The 17,849-nt window shown below is 68.1% G+C and carries 17 protein-coding genes and 1 tRNA gene; 14 read left to right on the plus strand and 4 right to left on the minus strand.

Translation table 11 applies throughout. The features are described from left to right. The first annotated feature begins 81 nt into the window (after positions 1-81). From ACK8HH_RS03525 to ACK8HH_RS03545, 5 genes are all read left to right on the plus strand, one after another. Complete coding sequence (locus tag ACK8HH_RS03525) at positions 82-1,371, plus strand: NAD(P)/FAD-dependent oxidoreductase (RefSeq protein ID WP_009680157.1); 1,290 nt, start codon at positions 82-84, stop codon at positions 1,369-1,371. Beyond that, positions 1,368-2,147, plus strand: coding sequence for a DUF1365 domain-containing protein (locus ACK8HH_RS03530; RefSeq protein ID WP_009680156.1), 780 nt, complete (start codon positions 1,368-1,370; stop codon positions 2,145-2,147). Before ACK8HH_RS03525 ends, ACK8HH_RS03530 begins: the two co-directional genes overlap by 4 nt. A 1-nt stretch (position 2,148) precedes the next feature. Continuing rightward, positions 2,149-3,453 (plus strand): class I SAM-dependent methyltransferase, encoded by a 1,305-nt coding sequence (locus ACK8HH_RS03535; RefSeq protein WP_009680155.1) that lies wholly within the window; start codon positions 2,149-2,151, stop codon positions 3,451-3,453. A 65-nt stretch (positions 3,454-3,518) separates the two neighbouring features. Further along, positions 3,519-4,073, plus strand: a complete 555-nt coding sequence (sigK, locus tag ACK8HH_RS03540; protein ID WP_045537604.1) for an ECF RNA polymerase sigma factor SigK — start codon at positions 3,519-3,521, stop codon at positions 4,071-4,073. Beyond that, on the plus strand, positions 4,066-4,791 hold the full coding sequence (locus tag ACK8HH_RS03545) for an anti-sigma factor (protein WP_045537602.1): 726 nt from the start codon (positions 4,066-4,068) through the stop codon (positions 4,789-4,791). Before sigK ends, ACK8HH_RS03545 begins: the two co-directional genes overlap by 8 nt. Here the strand turns inward: ACK8HH_RS03545 and ACK8HH_RS03550 are convergent, their stop codons facing one another. Then, positions 4,792-6,054, minus strand: a complete 1,263-nt coding sequence (locus tag ACK8HH_RS03550) for a CynX/NimT family MFS transporter (RefSeq protein WP_045537600.1) — start codon at positions 6,052-6,054, stop codon at positions 4,792-4,794. It lies immediately after the preceding gene. A gap of 57 nt (positions 6,055-6,111) precedes the next feature. On the opposite strand from ACK8HH_RS03550, the gene ACK8HH_RS03555 reads away from it, so the two are divergent. The 5 genes from ACK8HH_RS03555 to tuf all read left to right on the plus strand — a co-directional run bounded on the left by ACK8HH_RS03555 (position 6,112) and on the right by tuf (position 11,586). Continuing rightward, complete coding sequence (locus ACK8HH_RS03555) at positions 6,112-6,789, plus strand: FadR/GntR family transcriptional regulator (RefSeq protein ID WP_045537598.1); 678 nt, start codon at positions 6,112-6,114, stop codon at positions 6,787-6,789. 354 nt (positions 6,790-7,143) lie between these two features. After that, the gene (gene rpsL / locus ACK8HH_RS03560) at positions 7,144-7,515 is read left to right on the plus strand and encodes a 30S ribosomal protein S12 (RefSeq protein ID WP_006894477.1); all 372 of its coding nucleotides are present in this window, start codon (positions 7,144-7,146) and stop codon (positions 7,513-7,515) included. Positions 7,516-7,520: 5 nt separating this feature from the next. Next, complete coding sequence (rpsG, locus tag ACK8HH_RS03565) at positions 7,521-7,991, plus strand: 30S ribosomal protein S7 (RefSeq protein ID WP_006894478.1); 471 nt, start codon at positions 7,521-7,523, stop codon at positions 7,989-7,991. A 97-nt stretch (positions 7,992-8,088) separates the two neighbouring features. Continuing rightward, on the plus strand, positions 8,089-10,194 hold the full coding sequence (gene fusA / locus ACK8HH_RS03570) for an elongation factor G (protein WP_006894479.1): 2,106 nt from the start codon (positions 8,089-8,091) through the stop codon (positions 10,192-10,194). A gap of 201 nt (positions 10,195-10,395) precedes the next feature. Then, the gene (gene tuf / locus ACK8HH_RS03575; protein WP_006894480.1) at positions 10,396-11,586 is read left to right on the plus strand and encodes an elongation factor Tu; all 1,191 of its coding nucleotides are present in this window, start codon (positions 10,396-10,398) and stop codon (positions 11,584-11,586) included. Positions 11,587-11,704: 118 nt separating this feature from the next. Here tuf and ACK8HH_RS03580 read toward each other — a convergent pair whose 3' ends face one another. Together ACK8HH_RS03580 and ACK8HH_RS03585 are read right to left on the minus strand one after the other, a co-directional pair. Beyond that, a complete protein-coding gene (locus tag ACK8HH_RS03580) occupies positions 11,705-12,175 on the minus strand; it encodes an FABP family protein (RefSeq protein WP_006894481.1) in 471 nt (156 codons plus the stop codon). A 26-nt stretch (positions 12,176-12,201) separates the two neighbouring features. Beyond that, a complete protein-coding gene (locus ACK8HH_RS03585; protein ID WP_006894483.1) occupies positions 12,202-14,223 on the minus strand; it encodes an NAD(+) synthase in 2,022 nt (673 codons plus the stop codon). A 100-nt stretch (positions 14,224-14,323) separates the two neighbouring features. Between ACK8HH_RS03585 and ACK8HH_RS03590 the strand changes: the two genes are divergently transcribed. Then, complete coding sequence (locus ACK8HH_RS03590; protein WP_006894484.1) at positions 14,324-14,857, plus strand: copper resistance protein CopC; 534 nt, start codon at positions 14,324-14,326, stop codon at positions 14,855-14,857. A 5-nt stretch (positions 14,858-14,862) separates the two neighbouring features. Beyond that, complete coding sequence (locus ACK8HH_RS03595) at positions 14,863-15,771, plus strand: copper resistance D family protein (RefSeq protein ID WP_412475538.1); 909 nt, start codon at positions 14,863-14,865, stop codon at positions 15,769-15,771. Here the strand turns inward: ACK8HH_RS03595 and ACK8HH_RS03600 are convergent. Further along, positions 15,768-16,703 carry an alpha/beta fold hydrolase gene (locus ACK8HH_RS03600; RefSeq protein WP_006894488.1) on the minus strand — a complete coding sequence of 312 codons (936 nt, stop codon included), beginning with the start codon at positions 16,701-16,703 and terminating at the stop codon, positions 15,768-15,770. The two genes, ACK8HH_RS03595 and ACK8HH_RS03600, sit on opposite strands and share 4 nt — an antisense overlap. A gap of 110 nt (positions 16,704-16,813) precedes the next feature. Here ACK8HH_RS03600 and ACK8HH_RS03605 point away from each other — a divergent pair, with 110 nt between their 5' ends. Both ACK8HH_RS03605 and ACK8HH_RS03610 read left to right on the plus strand, forming a co-directional pair. Then, positions 16,814-17,704, plus strand: a complete 891-nt coding sequence (locus ACK8HH_RS03605; protein ID WP_006894489.1) for an alpha/beta fold hydrolase — start codon at positions 16,814-16,816, stop codon at positions 17,702-17,704. 70 nt (positions 17,705-17,774) lie between these two features. Continuing rightward, positions 17,775-17,847, plus strand: a tRNA-Lys gene (locus ACK8HH_RS03610). Positions 17,848-17,849 lie beyond the last annotated feature (2 nt).

Consider the following 17,849-nt stretch of genomic DNA (forward strand, 5'->3'; position numbering starts at 1 on the left):
ACCCATCCGCTCGCGCGGTGGCTCCGAATGGCTTCCGTGACTGCAACCAATGACCTTCAGCCCACGGCACGACGAGTCGCGGTGATCGGCGGCGGCGTGGCCGGATTGACGGCCGCCTACCTCCTGGCACCGAGCGCTCAGGTGACGATCTTCGAGGCCGATGACCGCCTCGGCGGGCACGCCCACACGCACCAGGTGACCGCCGCCGACGGCTCGCCGATGCCGGTCGACTCCGGCTTCATCGTCCACAACGACCGCACCTATCCCACCCTGTGCCGACTCTTCGACGACCTCGGCGTCGCGACCCAGGCCACCGACATGTCGATGTCGGTCCGTTCGGAACTGACCGGTCTCGAGTACGCGGGCGCGCGCGGCCTGTCGGGTCTGTTCCCTGTCCCACGAAATCTGGTGCGCGGCCGCTACCTGCTGATGCTGGCGGAGGTCAGTCGGTTCCATCGGCTGGCGCGCCGCGTGCTCGACGATCCCGGCGACGACCAGTCCCTCGACGACTTCGTGCGCCGCAGCCGCCTGTCGGGCTACTTCCGCGAGAACTTCCTGTTGCCGCTGGTGGCCGCCGTGTGGTCGTGCGATGAGCAGACGGCCGCCCGCTATCCGGCCCGGTATCTCTTCACCTTCCTCGACCATCACGGGATGCTGTCGGTCCACGGCTCACCCGAGTGGCGCACAGTGGTCGGCGGTTCGGCGACCTATGTTCGCGCGGTCGCCGACCACGTGCGTGCGCACGGCGGCGAGATCCGACTGTCCGCCCCCGTCGACGACCTCGCCGAGATCGGCTCCGGTGTCGCGGTGACCGCCGGCGGAACCACCTCTCTGTTCGACGCCGCCGTGGTCGCGACGCACCCGCACCAGGCGCTGTCGATGCTCCGGGCGCCGACGACGCTGCAGGCCGACGTGCTGGGCGCCATCGGCTACGTCGGGAAGCCTGCGGTCCTGCACACCGACGAGAGCCTGCTCCCCGTCGCGATGAACGCGCGGGCGTCCTGGAACTACCAGATCCGCGACGACAGCGTGCCCGACGGCAGCGGGATCGCCGTCACCTACGACATGACCCGCCTGATGCGACTGCCGGGCGACGGTCCACGCCACCTCGTGACGATGGGACGTACCGACCTGGTCGACCCGACGACGGTCCTCGCGGAGATGCGCTACGAGCATCCGATCTACGACCTCGACTCGGTGGCGGCGCAGCAGCGACTGCCGCAGATCGACACCCGGGCCGTCGTCTTCGCCGGCGCCTACCACGGGTGGGGCTTCCACGAGGACGGCGCGGCCTCGGGGGCGCGCGCTGCGCAGCTCCTCGGCGGCACCTGGCCCACGTCGACGCAGACCCAGGCGGTGGCGGCGCGATGACCGCGCCTTCGACCCCGTCACTCGTCGCGACGCGGATCAACCATGTACGGCGCGAGCCCGTCGACCACCGGTTCGCGCACCGCAGTCTGAGTTGGTTCGTCGACATCGACGAGCTCCCGGAACTCCCGCGAGCCCTGCGCTGGGCGGCGCGCTTCCGGGCGGCCGACCACTTCCCTCAGCCCGCGCAATCGGGCGACACCCTGCGCAGTCGTCTCGACTCCCACCTCGATGATGTCGGCGTCGCCCGCCCGACCGGAGCGGTGACCGCGCTGCTCTCACCGCGGGTGGCCGGCTATGTCTTCAATCCGCTGACCGTGTTCTGGTGCCACGACGCGGCGGGCGCCCTGCAGTACGTCGTCGCTGAAGTGCACAACACGTACGGCGGTCGGCACTGCTACCTGGTGCGCACCGACGCGGCCGGTCGTGCCGAGGTGGAGAAGGAGTTCTACGTCTCGCCGTTCAACGACGTCTCCGGCCGCTACCGTCTGGCGCTGCCCGAACCGGATCCCGCGGGCCGCGTCCGGCTCTCGGTGATTCTGGACCGGCCCGGTCAGGCGCCGTTCACCGCGACGCTCGTCGGCCGAACGCGAGCGGCCACCGTCGGTGCGGTGATCACCGCGCAACTCACCGCCCCGCTCGCCCCGTGGCTCGTTGCCGCTCGCATCCGCATCCACGGTGTGTGGCTGTGGGCGCGAGGCCTGCGCATCGTCGATCGACCCGCTGACCCGATTCCCGCCGACCCCCCGCATGCACTTCGCCGACCGAAGGACTCGTGACATGACCACCGATCACCGCCTCCCGTACTCGCCCGCCGACATCCACGTGGACCCTCGGGCGTGGCCCGATGTGGCACACCGACCGACGTCCCGCCTCCGCGCCCTCGCCGCCGGTCGACTCTTCGCCGCCGCCACTCGACGTCTCCCGATCTCGGTCGAATACCCCGACGGACGGCTGGGAGGTGCCGCGTCCGACGCGGTGCTTCCGCGGATGATCGTGCGCGACCCCGAGTCGTTGTTCCACCGGCTCGGCACGTCCGGGCTCATCGGATTCGGTGAGGCGTACATGGCGGGGGACTGGACCACCGACGACCTCGTCGGCGTGCTCACCCCGTTCGCCGAACGCGTCGCGGAACTGGTGCCCGCGCCGCTCCAGCGACTCCGTTCGCTGGTGCTGCCTGGCCACCCCGATGACGAGCAGAACACCGTCGCGAACACGCGGTCCAACATCGCCCGGCACTACGACCTGTCCAACGAGCTCTTCGGAGCCTTCCTCGACGAGACGCTGAGCTATTCGAGTGCCTACTTCGGCTCGGATTCGGCTGCGGAGACGGCGGACTGGTCGATGCTCGCCGACGCGCAACGCGCGAAGATCGACCGCCTGTTGGACCAGGCGGGCGTCGGCGAGGGAACCCGGCTGTTGGAGATCGGCACCGGATGGGGCGAACTCTGCCTCCGCGCTGCCGCGCGCGGTGCGCACGTCCGATCGCTGACCCTGTCCAGCGAACAACGCGAGCTGGCGCTCGAGCGCGTCGCCGCGGCCGGCTTCGCCGATCGGGTCAGCGTCGACCTGCTGGACTACCGGCTCGTCGACGGCGAGTACGACGCGATCGTCTCGGTGGAGATGCTCGAAGCGGTCGGTCGCGAATTCTGGCCGGCGTACTTCCGCACGCTCGATCGGGTGCTGGTGCCCGGTGGTCGCGCCGCCGTCCAGGTGATCACCATGCCGCACGCGCGGATGCTGGCGTCCGAGGGCACGTACACCTGGGTGCACAAGTACATCTTCCCCGGCGGCCAGCTCCCCTCGATCGAAGCGCTGCGCGAGGTCACGACCGCCCACACCGGACTCGACCTGGTCGATGAGAAGGCGATGGGATGCCACTACGCGCGGACGCTGCGGTTGTGGCGCGAGCGGTTCGTTCGTAGCGACGCCGTCATCGCCGACCTCGGGTTCGACTCCGTGTTCCGTCGGATGTGGACGTTCTACCTGGCCTACTCCGAGGCCGGCTTCCGGTCCGGCTACCTGGACGTGTACCAGCTCGGCTTCGCGAAGCCCGCGGTGTCACAGACGCCCCGTCTGTCATGACTGTCGCGTTCGCTCCGGCTAGGCTGTCACTTGATGACATCCTCCGATCCGCGAGCGAGCGGCCGATGACTGTCGATGCGGATCAGCTGGAACATCTGCTCGCACTCGTGGCAGCCGGTGACCGCGCAGCTTTCGCAGACCTGTACGACCGCACCGGGTCGCGCGTGTACGGCATGGTTCTGCGCGTTCTGCGCGACCCGGGGTACAGCGAGGACGTGACCCAGGACGTCTACCTCCAGATCTGGCGAGACGCCGGTCGGTTCGACGCCGCGCAGGGCAGTGCCATGTCGTGGCTGCTGACCATCGCGCATCGTCGCGCCGTCGACCGGGTCCGTTCCGAGAGTTCGGCCAGTGCCCGGGAGAACCGATACGGCCTGAGGAGCCTCGCCGAGGTGGTCGCGGGCGTCGACGACGAGGTCCTGACGCGAGACGCGGGACGCCGGGTGCGCGACTGCCTCGCCACTTTGACCGAGCTGCAGGCGCAGGCAGTGAGCCTGGCCTACTACGACGGCTTCACCTACCGTGAGGTCGCCGATCGGCTGACGGTGGCGCTGCCGACCGTGAAGAGCCGGATCCGTGACGGCCTGAAGCGATTGAGGGGGTGCCTGGGACGTGAGTGACGACGACCTGCGCGACCTGGCGTCGCTCATCGCCCTGGACGCCGTCGACGACGTGGAGCGCGCACGCATCCTGAAAGCGGTGGCTCAGGCAGATGAGGCCGACCGCCGAGTGTTCGAGAACGAGCTGGCGGCCGTGCGCGCGACGCTCGTGAGCATGAGCGAGGCGACCGCCGTCGAACCGCCGAATCAGCTCCGGGACAGGATCTTCTCAGGACTCGATGAACACCCGTCGGCACGGGGCGATGCGCTCGGATCCCCCGCGCGCGATCGTCGCCGACTGCGCCTCGCGGTCGCCGCGGCCGCTGCGGCCGTGGTGCTCGGCGTCGGCGGCGTCATCGGCTACACAGTCGCCGACCGGAACGAGCAGAGTCCGCCGTCGCAGGCCGAACAGATCTTCGCCGCGCCGGATGTCCGCACGACCACCGGAACGGTCGCGGGCGGCCAGGCGACCGTCACCTACTCCCCGTCAGCGGGCGAGGGCGTCCTGGTGATGAACGACGTCCCGCGACCGGCGCCCGGAACCATCTACCAGATGTGGCTGATCGGTCCGAGCGGGCCGAAGCTCGCGGGAACCATGTCGGACGCCGACGTCTCGCCGTCGACCACCGCGATCATCAGTGACATGAGGGGTGTGACGGCCGTGGCGTTCACCGTCGGCGACTCGGCCACCCCGGACAAGATGATCTCCGCCCCGGTGGCAGAGCTCCCGCTGTCGTGATCAGCTCAGCTGATCCTCCAGATACCGCGGACGGCAGATGGCCCACGCGCCGACCAGCATGATGCCGACGGTCACCGTGAGGAATGCGAACGGCAGCGCCCACGAGTCGGTCGCGTCGTGCAGGATGCCGAACAGCGTCGGACCCGAGCACGCGAACAGGTAGCCGACGCCCTGGCCGAAGCCCGACAGCGACGACGAGCCCGCACTGGTCCGGGTGCGCAGGTTGATCAGCGTCAGCGCCATCGGGAACGTGGTGGGGCCGATGCCGACGAGGACCACCCACAGCCAGGTGAGCGTCAGCGGAGCCCACAGCAGACCCGCGAAGCCGATCAGCCACGACGCCGCGAACAGCACGGCGAACCCGAACGGGTTGGTAAAGCGGGTGCACAGCACCGGCGCGATGAGCGTCCCGGCGAAACCGATGCCCGAGAACAACGCGACCATCGCGCCGCCGAGCGCCTCGGAGCCGCCCGCGTCGTGCAGGACCGACGGCAGCCAGGTGAACAGCGAGTAGGTCATCAGCGAGGTCATGCCGAACATCAGTGTGAGGCCCCACGCCATCGGGGTGCGCCAGACCGGCAGCCGTGCGGCGACCTCGCTCGCGGGGCGCGCCTTCTTGGGCAGGTCTGCCTCGGCGCGCACGGTGCGACGGCGCTCGCGGACCACCCAGACCCAGGGGAGCAGGGCGACCAGCGGGACCAGCGCCCACATCGCCAGCGACATCCGCCAGCCGGCCGCGTCGGCGACCGGGACCGCGATCGCGGCGGGGATGGCCGTGCCCAGCTGGACGAAAGTGATGTACGCGGTGCTGATGACGGCGATCTGATCGCTGAAGTATCGCTTCACCAGCGGTGGGATCAGGATGTTGCCGACGCCCATGCCGAACAGGGCGACGCACGAGAGGATCAGGAACGGCCAGACGTCGTGGACCAGCGACCGCGTCGCGATGCCGACGCCGGTCAGCACGACCGCCGCGAGGGTCACCTGCTCGATGCCGAAACGTCGACCGAGGGCGGGTGCGAAGACACCCGCCGCACCGAACATGAGCGTCGGAAGCATGCCGATCACGCCGATCGTGGACGTGCCGAAGCCGACCTCGTCGGAGATGCGCGTGAGCAGCGGCGCGATGGAGGTGACCGCGGTGCGCAGGCTCAGCGAGAAGATGATGATCGCGGCCAGCACGATGATCCGCCCGCGCCACCTGCCTGCGCGCGTCGGTCGCGGAGGGGTGATGTCGCGAACTGTCGTCGCCTCGGCCGTCATGGAACAAAATCGTAGGATGAATGGTCGTATCGGCGCAAAGTGATTTAGACTGCGGCCGTGCAAACGGTCAAACGGCAGACGCTCATCGGTCAGGTCACGCAGCAGCTGCGCGACGAGATCTCCGCGGGCCGCTGGGCGATCGGGGAGCGGATTCCGACCGAACCCGCGCTGTGCGAGATGACAGGCACCGCCCGCAACACCGTTCGCGAGGCCGTGCAGTCGCTGGTGCACGCAGGGCTTTTGGAACGCAGGCAGGGCTCGGGCACCTACGTGATCGCCACCGATGAGCAGGAGGTGGCGCTCGGTGACTTCTTCGCCGCGGCCCGGCGGCAAGACCTCTTGGAACTGCGCGAGGCGCTGGAGGTGACTGCGGCCGGACTGGCCGCCCGCCGTCGGGACGACGATGACATCGCCGCGCTGCGTCGACTGCTGGCGCAGCGCAACGGGTTCTGGGACGGCGCCGACGCTGCCGAGTCCGTACACTCGGCAGCGGTCGAGGCCGATGCGCACCTGCACCGCGCCATCGTCGCCGCCAGCCACAACGAGGTGTATCTCGAGTTCTACGACTCGTTGCTGCCGGCGCTGCGAGAGTCGATCGCCGAACACGGTGTCGGCGCGCACCGGTCGTACGAGGCGCTCCACGTCGAGGTCGTCGAGGCGGTGATCGGCGGGGATGTGGACGGCGCCCGGGCGGCCGCTCGGCAGTTGCTCACCCGCGTCGGCGAATCCGGATGATCGGCGCCGGTAGTGAACTGTTTCGGTGCGGTTCGCGCAGCGGTGTCAATCATTTTGACCGTGGTAAATCCGGGCGGTAAAGTATTTCGTCGGCGCCTTGCCAAGCTGGGTGCTGCTCACCTTCCGGCGTCCGAGCGGGCGCCGAGAGGGCGGAGTCGTGGATCGGCGTAGGGCGTGCGACACGCCCGACAACGGGTGCACGATTCCAACCTGACCTGCATAAACGTGCAGGTGGGGCGAGTTGCGGAAGTATCTGTCCACGCGTGAGCGTGGCGGACCGCTTGCCCGGAGCACCAACCGCAACGAATACGAACAAGGCCCGGCGGGAGCCGGTCCTCAAGGAGAAAGAACTCAGTGCCAACCATTAACCAGCTGGTCCGCAAGGGCCGCAAGGACAAGACGTCCGCCAAGAAGACGGCTGCTCTGAAGGGCAGCCCGCAGCGCCGGGGCGTTTGCACCCGCGTGTACACCACCACCCCGAAGAAGCCGAACTCCGCTCTGCGAAAGGTCGCCCGTGTGCGCCTGACCAGTGGCGTCGAGGTCACCGCCTACATCCCCGGTGAGGGCCACAACCTGCAGGAGCACTCGATGGTGCTCGTCCGCGGCGGTCGTGTGAAGGACCTCCCGGGTGTTCGTTACCGCATCATCCGCGGCTCGCTCGACACCCAGGGTGTCAAGGACCGCAAGCAGGCTCGCAGCCGTTACGGCGCCAAGAAGGGGAACTGATCTAAATGCCACGTAAAGGACCCGCTCCCAAGCGCCCCCTGATCAGCGACCCCGTCTACGGTTCGCCGCTCGTCACCCAGCTCGTCAACAAGATCCTGCTGGACGGCAAGAAGTCGACCGCCGAGCGCATCGTGTACGAAGCCCTCGAGCAGGCCCGTGAGAAGACCGGCACCGATCCGGTCGTCACCCTCAAGCGTGCGCTCGACAACGTCAAGCCCACCCTCGAGGTCAAGAGCCGTCGCGTCGGTGGCGCCACCTACCAGGTTCCGGTCGAGGTGAAGCCGGGCCGCGCCAACACCCTCGCGTTGCGCTGGCTGGTCACCTTCAGCCGTCAGCGTCGCGAGAAGACCATGGTGGAGCGTCTGGCCAACGAGCTGCTCGACGCCTCGAACGGTCTCGGTGCATCGGTGAAGCGTCGCGAGGACACTCACAAGATGGCCGAAGCCAACCGCGCCTTCGCTCACTACCGCTGGTGAGGCTGCCGCATCGGACCGGGGGATGCGCACGCGAGCCCGGTCCGATGCGCTCGCACACTGACAGACTCAGTTCCAAAAACTTCCCGAAGGGAACCTAATGGCACAGGAAGTGCTCAACGACCTCACCAAGGTCCGCAACATCGGCATCATGGCGCACATCGATGCCGGCAAGACCACGACCACCGAGCGCATCCTCTACTACACCGGTGTGAACTACAAGATCGGTGAGACCCACGACGGCGCGTCGACCACCGACTGGATGGAGCAGGAGAAGGAGCGTGGTATCACCATCACCTCCGCCGCCGTGACCTGCTTCTGGAACAACAACCAGATCAACGTCATCGACACGCCCGGTCACGTCGACTTCACCGTCGAGGTGGAGCGCGCGCTCCGCGTCCTCGACGGCGCCGTCGCCGTCTTCGACGGCAAGGAGGGCGTCGAGCCGCAGTCCGAGCAGGTCTGGCGCCAGGCCACCAAGTACGACGTCCCCCGCATCTGCTTCGTCAACAAGATGGACAAGATGGGCGCGGACTTCTACTTCACCGTGCAGACGATCATCGATCGCCTGGGCGCGAAGCCGCTGGTCATGCAGCTCCCGATCGGTGCCGAGGATGCCTTCGACGGCGTCGTCGACCTGCTCGAGATGAAGGCCATCACCTGGCGCGGAACCGTCGAGATCGGCGCCGAGCCGACCATCGAGGAGATCCCCGCGGATCTGGCCGACAAGGCCGCCGAGTACCGCGAGAAGCTGCTCGAGACGGTCGCCGAGTCGGACGAAGCCCTCATGGAGAAGTACTTCGCCGGCGAGGAGCTCACGATCGACGAGATCAAGGGCGCCATCCGCAAGATGACGATCAACTCCGAGATCTACCCCGTGCTGTGCGGCTCGGCGTTCAAGAACAAGGGCGTGCAGCCCATGCTCGACGCCGTCATCGACTACCTCCCGAACCCGCTGGACATCGGCGAGATCGAGGGCCACGTCGTGGGCAACGAGGAAGAGATCATCTCCCGCAAGCCCAGCAAGGACGAGCCGTTCTCGGCACTGGCGTTCAAGATCGCCGCGCACCCGTTCTTCGGCAAGCTCACCTTCGTCCGCGTGTACTCGGGCCGTGTGGAGCCGGGCACCCAGGTCATGAACGCGACCAAGGGCAAGAAGGAGCGCATCGGCAAGCTCTTCCAGATGCACGCCAACAAGGAGAACCCGGTCGACGACGCGGTGGCCGGCCACATCTACGCGATGATCGGCCTCAAGGACACCACGACCGGTGACACCCTGTGCGATCCGGCGAACCCCATCGTCCTCGAGTCGATGACCTTCCCGGACCCGGTCATCAACGTCTCGATCGAGCCGAAGACCAAGTCCGACCAGGAGAAGCTGGGCACCGCGATCCAGAAGCTCGCCGAAGAGGATCCGACCTTCTCGGTGAACCTGGACGAGGAGACCGGCCAGACCGTCATCGGCGGCATGGGCGAGCTCCACCTCGACATCCTGGTCGACCGCATGAAGCGCGAGTTCAAGGTCGAGGCCAACGTCGGCAAGCCGCAGGTCGCCTACCGTGAGACGATCCGCAAGACCGTCGAGAAGCACGAGTTCACCCACAAGAAGCAGACGGGTGGCTCGGGTCAGTTCGCGAAGGTCATCATCAAGCTCGAGCCGCTGGTCGACGCCGAGGACGGCGCGACCTACGAGTTCGCGAACGCCGTCACCGGCGGTCGTGTCCCGCGCGAGTACATCCCCTCGGTGGATGCCGGTGCGCAGGACGCGATGCAGTACGGCGTTCTGGCCGGCTACCCGCTGGTCAACCTGAAGGTCACCCTCCTCGACGGTCAGTACCATGACGTCGACTCGTCGGAGATGGCCTTCAAGATCGCCGGTTCGCAGGCCCTCAAGGAGGCTGCGAAGATGGCTCAGCCCGTCATCCTGGAGCCGATCATGGCCGTCGAGGTCACGACTCCGGAGGACTACATGGGCGACGTCATCGGCGACCTGAACTCCCGCCGTGGCCAGATCCAGGCCATGGAGGAGCGCAGCGGTGCACGAGTCGTCAAGGCTCAGGTGCCGCTGTCGGAGATGTTCGGCTACATCGGAGACCTGCGGTCGAAGACTCAGGGCCGGGCTAACTACTCCATGGTTTTCGACTCGTACGCTGAAGTTCCGGCGAACGTGTCGAAGGAGATCATCGCGAAGGCAACGGGCGAGTGATCTCGCCCTCCGCCTTGGCGGAGCTCGCGCCGGGGTCGGCTATCGAATCCGCGCGCACAAACGAATAAGGTGGACGGCCAGGTCCCGGCACGACGCCGGGCCGGCCGGACACCGGTTCAGCAAGACCGCTCCTGCCGACGGCAGGAAGTAAGAAACCCACTGCTGGGAACCACCCGGCAGCAACAGTCCAGGAGGACACAAGTGGCGAAGGCGAAGTTCGAGCGGACCAAGCCGCACGTGAACATCGGCACCATCGGTCACGTCGACCACGGCAAGACCACCACCACGGCGGCCATCACCAAGGTGCTCGCCGACCAGTACCCGGACCTGAACGAGAGCTTCGCTTTCGATCAGATCGACAAGGCGCCTGAGGAGAAGGCTCGTGGTATCACGATCAACATCTCCCACGTCGAGTACCAGACGGAGAAGCGTCACTACGCTCACGTCGACGCTCCGGGTCACGCCGACTACATCAAGAACATGATCACCGGCGCCGCTCAGATGGACGGCGCGATCCTGGTCGTGGCTGCCACCGACGGCCCGATGCCGCAGACCCGCGAGCACGTGCTGCTGGCTCGCCAGGTCGGCGTCCCCTACATCCTCGTCGCACTGAACAAGGCCGACATGGTCGACGACGAGGAGATCATGGAGCTCGTCGAGATGGAGGTCCGCGAACTGCTGGCCGCCCAGGAGTTCGACGAGGACGCTCCGGTGGTCCCGATCTCGGCGCTGAAGGCGCTCGAGGGCGAGGAGAAGTGGGTCAAGTCCATCCAGGACCTGATGGCCGCTGTCGACGAGTCGATCCCGGACCCGGTCCGTGAGACCGACAAGCCGTTCCTGATGCCCGTCGAGGACGTCTTCACCATCACCGGTCGCGGCACCGTCGTCACCGGTCGCGTGGAGCGCGGCGAGGTCAACGTGAACGAGGAAGTCGAGATCGTCGGCATCCGCGAGAAGAGCACCAAGACCACCGTCACCGGTATCGAGATGTTCCACAAGCTGCTCGATTCGGCTCAGGCCGGCGACAACGCGGGTCTGCTGCTCCGCGGCCTCAAGCGTGAGGACGTCGAGCGCGGTCAGGTCATCGTCAAGCCGGGCACCACGACTCCGCACACCGAGTTCGAGGGCCAGGCGTACATCCTGTCGAAGGACGAGGGCGGCCGTCACACCCCGTTCTTCAACAACTACCGTCCGCAGTTCTACTTCCGCACCACGGACGTGACCGGCGTCGTGACCCTCCCCGAGGGCACCGAGATGGTCATGCCGGGCGACAACACCGAGATGACTGTCAAGCTCATCCAGCCGGTCGCCATGGACGAGGGCCTGCGCTTCGCTATCCGCGAGGGTGGCCGCACCGTCGGTGCCGGCCGCGTCACCAAGATCATCAAGTGATCTAGTCTGACGACTCAGGACGCCCGTCCCGCTGATGCGGGGCGGGCGTTCTGCTGTTCCGGGGGCTCCAGGCGTACGTCGAGTTCGTCGGCGAACCCGAACCGGCGTCGGCGCCGCCTCAGGCTCGGTGGAGCTCGGCGTGCAGATGGTGCGAGACGGGGACGTCGGCGTAGGCCATCCACAGGTCGTACGTGAGGGTGTCGCCGGCGAGTTCGAAACGGCGTTTCACCGCGTGCACCTGTTTCGCGTCGGGGGAGACGCCCAGAGTGTGCTGGGCGAACTCGAGAACGGCGTGGTGAGCGGGGGCGCGCTGGAGTTCCACGAAGCCGGTCGGCTGCGCCACCAACAGTTCCGCGTGCTGCTTGCCCGCCAGACGCAGGAAGCCGGTCTCGGTGTGCATCGGGCGGCCGCCGCCCGGTGCGCGCGTGCGCGATCGATAGAACAGGAAGGGCCGTCCGCTCGGCGACAGCTCGATCTCCTCGTCGTAGGTGAAGCTGTCGATCGTCGCATAGTGTCCGGCGCCGGTACCTCGCCAGAGACCGGCGAAGGCAGCGAGCGGGCCGAGGGGGTTGCGCTGTGAATCGGACATGCTGCCAGGTTAGACCCCGACCGGGGTCAGTCCGGGTGCAGTTCGCGCAGCCAGGACGACGACGGTGCGTCGGACGGCGACCGCCAGTCGCCGCGCGGCGAGAGCGATCCACCCGACCCGATCTTCGGGCCGTTCGGCATCGCGGTGCGCTTGAACTGGCTCGACATGAACCGCTTCAAGAAGACCGTCAGCCACTTGTCGATGGTGGCCTCGTCGTACTCGTTGCGTTCGTCGTCGCGCATCAGATCCGACCACGCGCCGCGGCTCCGGTCGCCCCACGCCTGCCGGGCGAGGTAGGCGATCTTGCTGGGCCGGTAGCCGAACCGCGTGAGGTAGTAGAGGAAGAAGTCGTGCAGCTCGTACGGGCCGACGTGGTCCTCGGTGCTCTGGATGTTGCCCTCGGCGTCGGCGGGCACGAGCTCCGGTGAGATCACGTCGGAGAGGATCTCCTGCAGGGTGCTGACGGTCTCGGGTCCGTAGCGGGCGGTGCTGATCTTCCAGCGGATGAGATGCTGGATCAGCGTCTTGGGGACGCTGCCGTTGACGTTGTAATGCGACATCTGGTCGCCGACCCCGTAGGTGCACCAGCCTAGCGCCAGCTCCGACAGGTCGCCGGTGCCCAGCACGATCCCGCCGAGGTGGTTGGCCAGCCGGAAGAGGTGGGAGGTGCGCTCTCCTGCTTGGACGTTCTCGAAGGTGACGTCGTAGACCGGTTCCCCGTCGGCGAACGGATGCTTCAGGTCGGCGAGCATCTGCATGCATGACGGCCGGATGTCGAGTTCGTTGCCGGTGACGCCGAGCGAGTCCATGAGGACGTGGCTGCGCGCCAGGGTGGCGCCGCCGGTGGCGAAGCCGGGCATCGTGTACGCGTGGATGTTGGTGCGCGGCAATCCCATCGCGTCGAAGGCCTGGATGGCGACGAGCAACGCGAGGGTGGAGTCGAGACCGCCGGAGACGCCGATGACCACCTTGTCGATTCCGGTGGAGCGCAGCCGCGCGACGAGCCCCTGCACCTGGATGTTCAGCACGTCGTGGCACCGCTCGTCTCGGTCGGCGGCGTCGGCGGGAACGAACGGGAAACGCGCGACCGTCCTGCGCAGAGCCCCGGTGGTCTCGGGGACGTCGAGGTCGAACGAGATGCGGCGCATCGCCCGCGAGCGTTCGGCGAAATCGCCCACCTGGTCGCGCAGGGAGATCATCCGGGACCGCTCCTGCCGCAGCCGGTCGAGGTCCACATCGCTGACTATCAGCTGCGGTTCCATCGAGAAGCCCGCGGTGCGCGCCAGCAGGGTGCCGTTCTCGGCGATCAGTGCGTCGCCGTCCCAGGCCAGGTCCGTGGTCGACTCGCCGAAGCCGGCCGAGACGTAGACCTGCGCGGCGATGCAGCGCGCCGAGTGGCCGGTCACCAGCGACCGCCGGTACGCCTGCTTGCCCACCGTGACCGGGCTGCCCGAGAGGTTGACCAGTACGGTGGCCCCGGCGAACGAGGCCCAGGTGCTCGGTGGGATCGGCACCCATCCGTCCTCGCACACCTCCACGTGGATTCGCAGGCCGGGCAGGTCGTCTGCTTCGAAGATCAGGTCGGCGCCGAACGGCACGCGCTGTCCGCCGATGACGGCGGTGTCGCGGACCGCGTCGCGTGCGGCGGCGAAGTAGCGCTGCTCGTAGAACTCGCGGTAGTTGGGCAGGTACGACTTCGGTGCGACGCCGAGCACGCGGCCGCCGTGGATCACGATCGCGCAGTTGTACAGGGCGTCGTCCACCCGCAGCGGAGCGCCGACGATCACCACGGGCGTCGTCTCAGCGGTCGCGGCCACCACGGCGGCCAGCGCGGCCTCCACCTCGTCGAGCAATGCATCCTGCTGGACGAGGTCGTCGACGCTGTAGCCGCAGAGGCCCAGCTCGGGGAAGGCGACGACGGCCACCGACTCCCGATGGGCCTGCTGGATCAGTTCGACGGTGCGCGAGGCGTTCTGACGCGGGTCGGCCAGGGCGACCTGCGGGACGGCAGCGGCGAGACGGGCGAAACCGTGTGAGTAGACCGACACTCCTTCAGGCTAATGCGTCGCTGCGTGCCACGATGGAGGGGAGTCGGCGCGGGCCGCCTCGTCTGTGTCCGTAACGTCTTCAAGGTCAGGTGTTCTGCGCATGTCCAGGTTCCTCGCACGTTCTTCTGTCTTCGCGGTCCTCGCGGCCACCGCCGCTCTCCTGGTGGGGCTGGTGGCGGGCCCGGCGTCGGCGCATTCGGCGCTGGTCGGCTCCGACCCCGAGCAGGGGGCCAAGGTCGCGACGGCTCCCGAACGGGTGACGCTGACCTTCAACGAGAACCTGAAGTCCTCGTACGCGGTGCTCAAGGTGGTCGGCCCCGACGGACACTTCTGGCAGCAGGGCGAGCCCACGGTCGACGGTCGCGACATATCCGTTGCCCTGCACGGACTGGGGCCGGCCGGTGAGTACAAGGTCAACTACCGCGTGACGTCGGCCGACGGCCACCCGGTGGAGGGCCAGGTGACCTTCGAATTGACGGCTGCGGGCAACGGCACCCCCGGCGCCGTCGCCGACGACTGGCAGCCGGAGACCGATAACGGTGTGAAGGTGTGGCCGTTCATCGTCGGCGGTGTGGTCGTGGTGATCGTCGTAGCCGGTGTGCTGGCGCTGCTGCTGGCCCGTCGCCGACGCTGACCCGCATGCCCGGAGCCGAGACGGTGCGACTGCGCGCCGGATTCGCCATCGCCGCGGCGGCTCTGGCGGTGGTGGGCGTGGCGATCTGCCAGGCGCTGGCCGCACCCGAGCCGGCGGCGTGGGCCGGCGCGGTGACGATCGGTTCGCTCTCGCTGCTGCTCGGCCTCGGTGCACTGCCGCTGATCGGCGCGGAGCCCTCGGTCCGGGTGATCGTCGGCGCCGGGGCGATGTGGGGAGTCGCCAGCGTCATCGGCGGATGGCTGCAGGTGGCCGACCGCATCGGGGTCTCGCCGTTCGAGGTGGGTGTCGGTGATCTGACGACCGGCGTGCAGACCGGCTTGCCGGTGCTGGTCGGCGCCGTGGGATCGCTGGCCGTCCTGGGCTGGGGTTATGCCGCGCTCCGGGCGGAGCCGCCGGTGCTCTTGGTCTCCGTGATCGCGGGCCTCGGCGTGCTGGCGGTCTCGGTCACCGGCCACGGCGGTGAGTCGGTCTGGACCCCGGTGTTCCTCGCCGTGCATTCGATCTGTGCGGCCTGGTGGGCCGGCACGCTCGCCGCGCTGGTCGTCACGATGCGCGGGAAAGGCGGCTGGGCCCGGACGCTTCCGGAGTTCTCCCGATGGGCGATGCCCGCGGTAGGCGCGTTGATCGTCACCGGGGTGGTCGCCGCGGCGGTGCAGCTCGGTGTGGGTCCGCAGCTGTGGGAGACCGGCTACGGCCGGATCCTCGTGGCGAAGGCGGTTCTGCTGGCGGTGGCGCTGGCGCTGGCGTGGTGGCACCGGCGGTCGTGGCTGCCGCGCGCACGACGGCACGGAGTGAGCGAGCGGGAGTCCATCGTCCGGGCCGGCACCGAAGTGCTGGTGCTGGCACTGATTCTGGGTCTGGCTGCCGGGTTGGCGACCACCGGGACCGGTTAGCGGCCGGCGTCGCCGCTTCCCGCCGCCGGCCGATCCCAGGCGGCGAGCAGGATGTCGAGCATCTCGATGCTGTGGCCGAGGCCGCTGATGTGGCTCTGGCCGGCCAGCGGATGGAGTTCGGCGTGCGGGAGCAGTTTCACCATGTGCTCGCCGTGGGCGAACGGGATGATGTTGTCGGCGTCGCCGTGCCACCAGTGCACATAGGCGTCCACGTCGGAGATCCGGAATCCCCAGTCGCGGACGAATAATTGCAGGTCGGCGAACGGAGCCTCCATGCGGCGGCTGCCGCCGTGCAGCAGGTCGTCGAGGAACATCGCCCGGAACTCCGGGCGTGAGAGCAGTTCCCGGTCGGCCTCGGGGGAGAGGCGGCCGTAGAGGCTGATCGCCGGGTCGGCGATGGGCCGCGCGAAGCCCAGGACCGTGCTCAGCACCGACCCGATCGGTCGGCTGGCCACATTGAGCAACGGAACGGCGAATTGTGCGAGGTCCACGGCGCCGCCGCGGATCCCGTCGGGTCCGTTGACCGGAGCCACACCGCCGACGATCCCGGTCGACACCACGCGGTCGGGCAGGAAGCGCGACACGGCGAGTGAGTACGGGCCGCCGCCGGAGAGTCCGATCACCGAGAAGCGGTCGACGCCGAGGGTGTTCAGGACGGTCTGGAAGTCGAGCGTGAAGTCGGCGATCGACTCGTACCGGTGAGGCGTCGACGACCCGACGCCCGGCCGGTCGAGCCCGATCAGGCGGAAGCCGCGCGTCTCGGCGTATTCGCGCGCCTCGGTCGGGATCTGCCGTCGGGCTCCGGGGGTGCCGTGCAGCCACACGACGGCCGGGCCGCCGGGGGAGCCGAACTCGGAGAAGCCGATGCGTCGGCGTCGCTTGTCGCCGACGGCGATGGAGCCCTCGAGCTTCGGGCGGTCAATCGGAATCACGTCGCGGAGTATGTCAGATGCGCGCTGCCCGCACGAGATGGATTCTCATATTTGTCTAAGAGGAGCCTGTGAGCAGGGACGACCCTCTCGGGCGGGTGTATTTTGGAGGGATGCCAGCACTGAGCAGTCGTCTCGCCACCATGCGCCGCGGCATCGGTCACGCCATGCGTCCCCATCCGGTCACCGGGGTCCCGTCGGGCCGGCGGCTCGAGCTTCCGGGACGCGGGGAGACCTTCGTCACCGACTCCGGGCGGCGCGACGGTCCGGCCGTCTTTCTGCTTCACTCGGTCAGCACCACCGGACTGCTCTGCTGGTATCCGGTGATCCCGCTCCTGGAACGCGACTTCCGCGTCATCACCATGGACCACCGTCTGCACGGTCGCGGGATCGAGTCCGACACGTTCTCACTCGACGACTGCGCGGACGACGTGGTCGCCGTCGCCGACAGCCTCGGGATCGACTCGTTCATCGCCGCGGGATTCTCCATGGGCGGAGGCATCGCACAGCTCGCCTGGCGCCGCAGCCCCGACCGGGTGGCCGGGCTCGTCCTCTGTTCGACCGGCCCGTACTTCTCCAGCATCGATCCCGCTCGGCTGGCGCTCGAGCAGCGTCTCGGCAAGGCGCTGAGCGTCGTCGAAAAGGTTCTCCCCACTCCGTCGGAACGGATCCTCGACGACCCGACCGCTCATCCGGTCAAATGGGGTCTGGCACAGGTCACCTCCACGAGACTCGGTCTGCAGGGCGTGTTCGCCGAGGCGATGGCCCGATTCGATTCGCGCGATTGGCTCGGTGAGATCGATGTGCCGACCTCGGTGGTGGTCTCGACGTTCGACAAGGTGGTGCAACCCGAACGGCAGCAACTGCTCGTCGACGGCATCCCGGGCGCTCAGCGTTTCGATGTCGCCGGTGGCCATGCGTGCTGTGTGCTGGGCGCGGAGAAGTTCATTCCGGAGTTCACGGCGGCCGTCCGTTCGGTCGAGCGCCAGTCGTTGACCGTCTGACACGAGAGGTCGTGCCGGAGCGTCGGTCGGCGGTTCGGTAGACTGCCACAAGTCGTGCACCGCACGCGACGCCCCTATAGCTCAGTTGGTAGAGCTACGGACTTTTAATCCGCAGGTCGTAGGTTCGAGCCCTACTGGGGGCACT

The sequence above is a fragment of the Gordonia sp. LUNF6 genome (assembly GCF_047041125.1).
GTDB lineage: Bacteria > Actinomycetota > Actinomycetes > Mycobacteriales > Mycobacteriaceae > Gordonia > Gordonia sihwensis.

Coding starts and splice junctions, on each gene's coding strand:
- ACK8HH_RS03550 (WP_045537600.1), bottom strand. CDS start 6,054: ATGACGGCCGAGGCGACGACAGTTCGCGACATCACCCCTCCGCGACCG.
- ACK8HH_RS03535 (WP_009680155.1), top strand. CDS start 2,149: ATGACCACCGATCACCGCCTCCCGTACTCGCCCGCCGACATCCACGTG.
- ACK8HH_RS03530 (WP_009680156.1), top strand. CDS start 1,368: ATGACCGCGCCTTCGACCCCGTCACTCGTCGCGACGCGGATCAACCAT.
- fusA (WP_006894479.1), top strand. CDS start 8,089: ATGGCACAGGAAGTGCTCAACGACCTCACCAAGGTCCGCAACATCGGC.
- ACK8HH_RS03595 (WP_412475538.1), top strand. CDS start 14,863: ATGCCCGGAGCCGAGACGGTGCGACTGCGCGCCGGATTCGCCATCGCC.
- ACK8HH_RS03605 (WP_006894489.1), top strand. CDS start 16,814: ATGCCAGCACTGAGCAGTCGTCTCGCCACCATGCGCCGCGGCATCGGT.
- ACK8HH_RS03590 (WP_006894484.1), top strand. CDS start 14,324: ATGTCCAGGTTCCTCGCACGTTCTTCTGTCTTCGCGGTCCTCGCGGCC.
- sigK (WP_045537604.1), top strand. CDS start 3,519: ATGACTGTCGATGCGGATCAGCTGGAACATCTGCTCGCACTCGTGGCA.
- rpsG (WP_006894478.1), top strand. CDS start 7,521: ATGCCACGTAAAGGACCCGCTCCCAAGCGCCCCCTGATCAGCGACCCC.
- ACK8HH_RS03580 (WP_006894481.1), bottom strand. CDS start 12,175: ATGTCCGATTCACAGCGCAACCCCCTCGGCCCGCTCGCTGCCTTCGCC.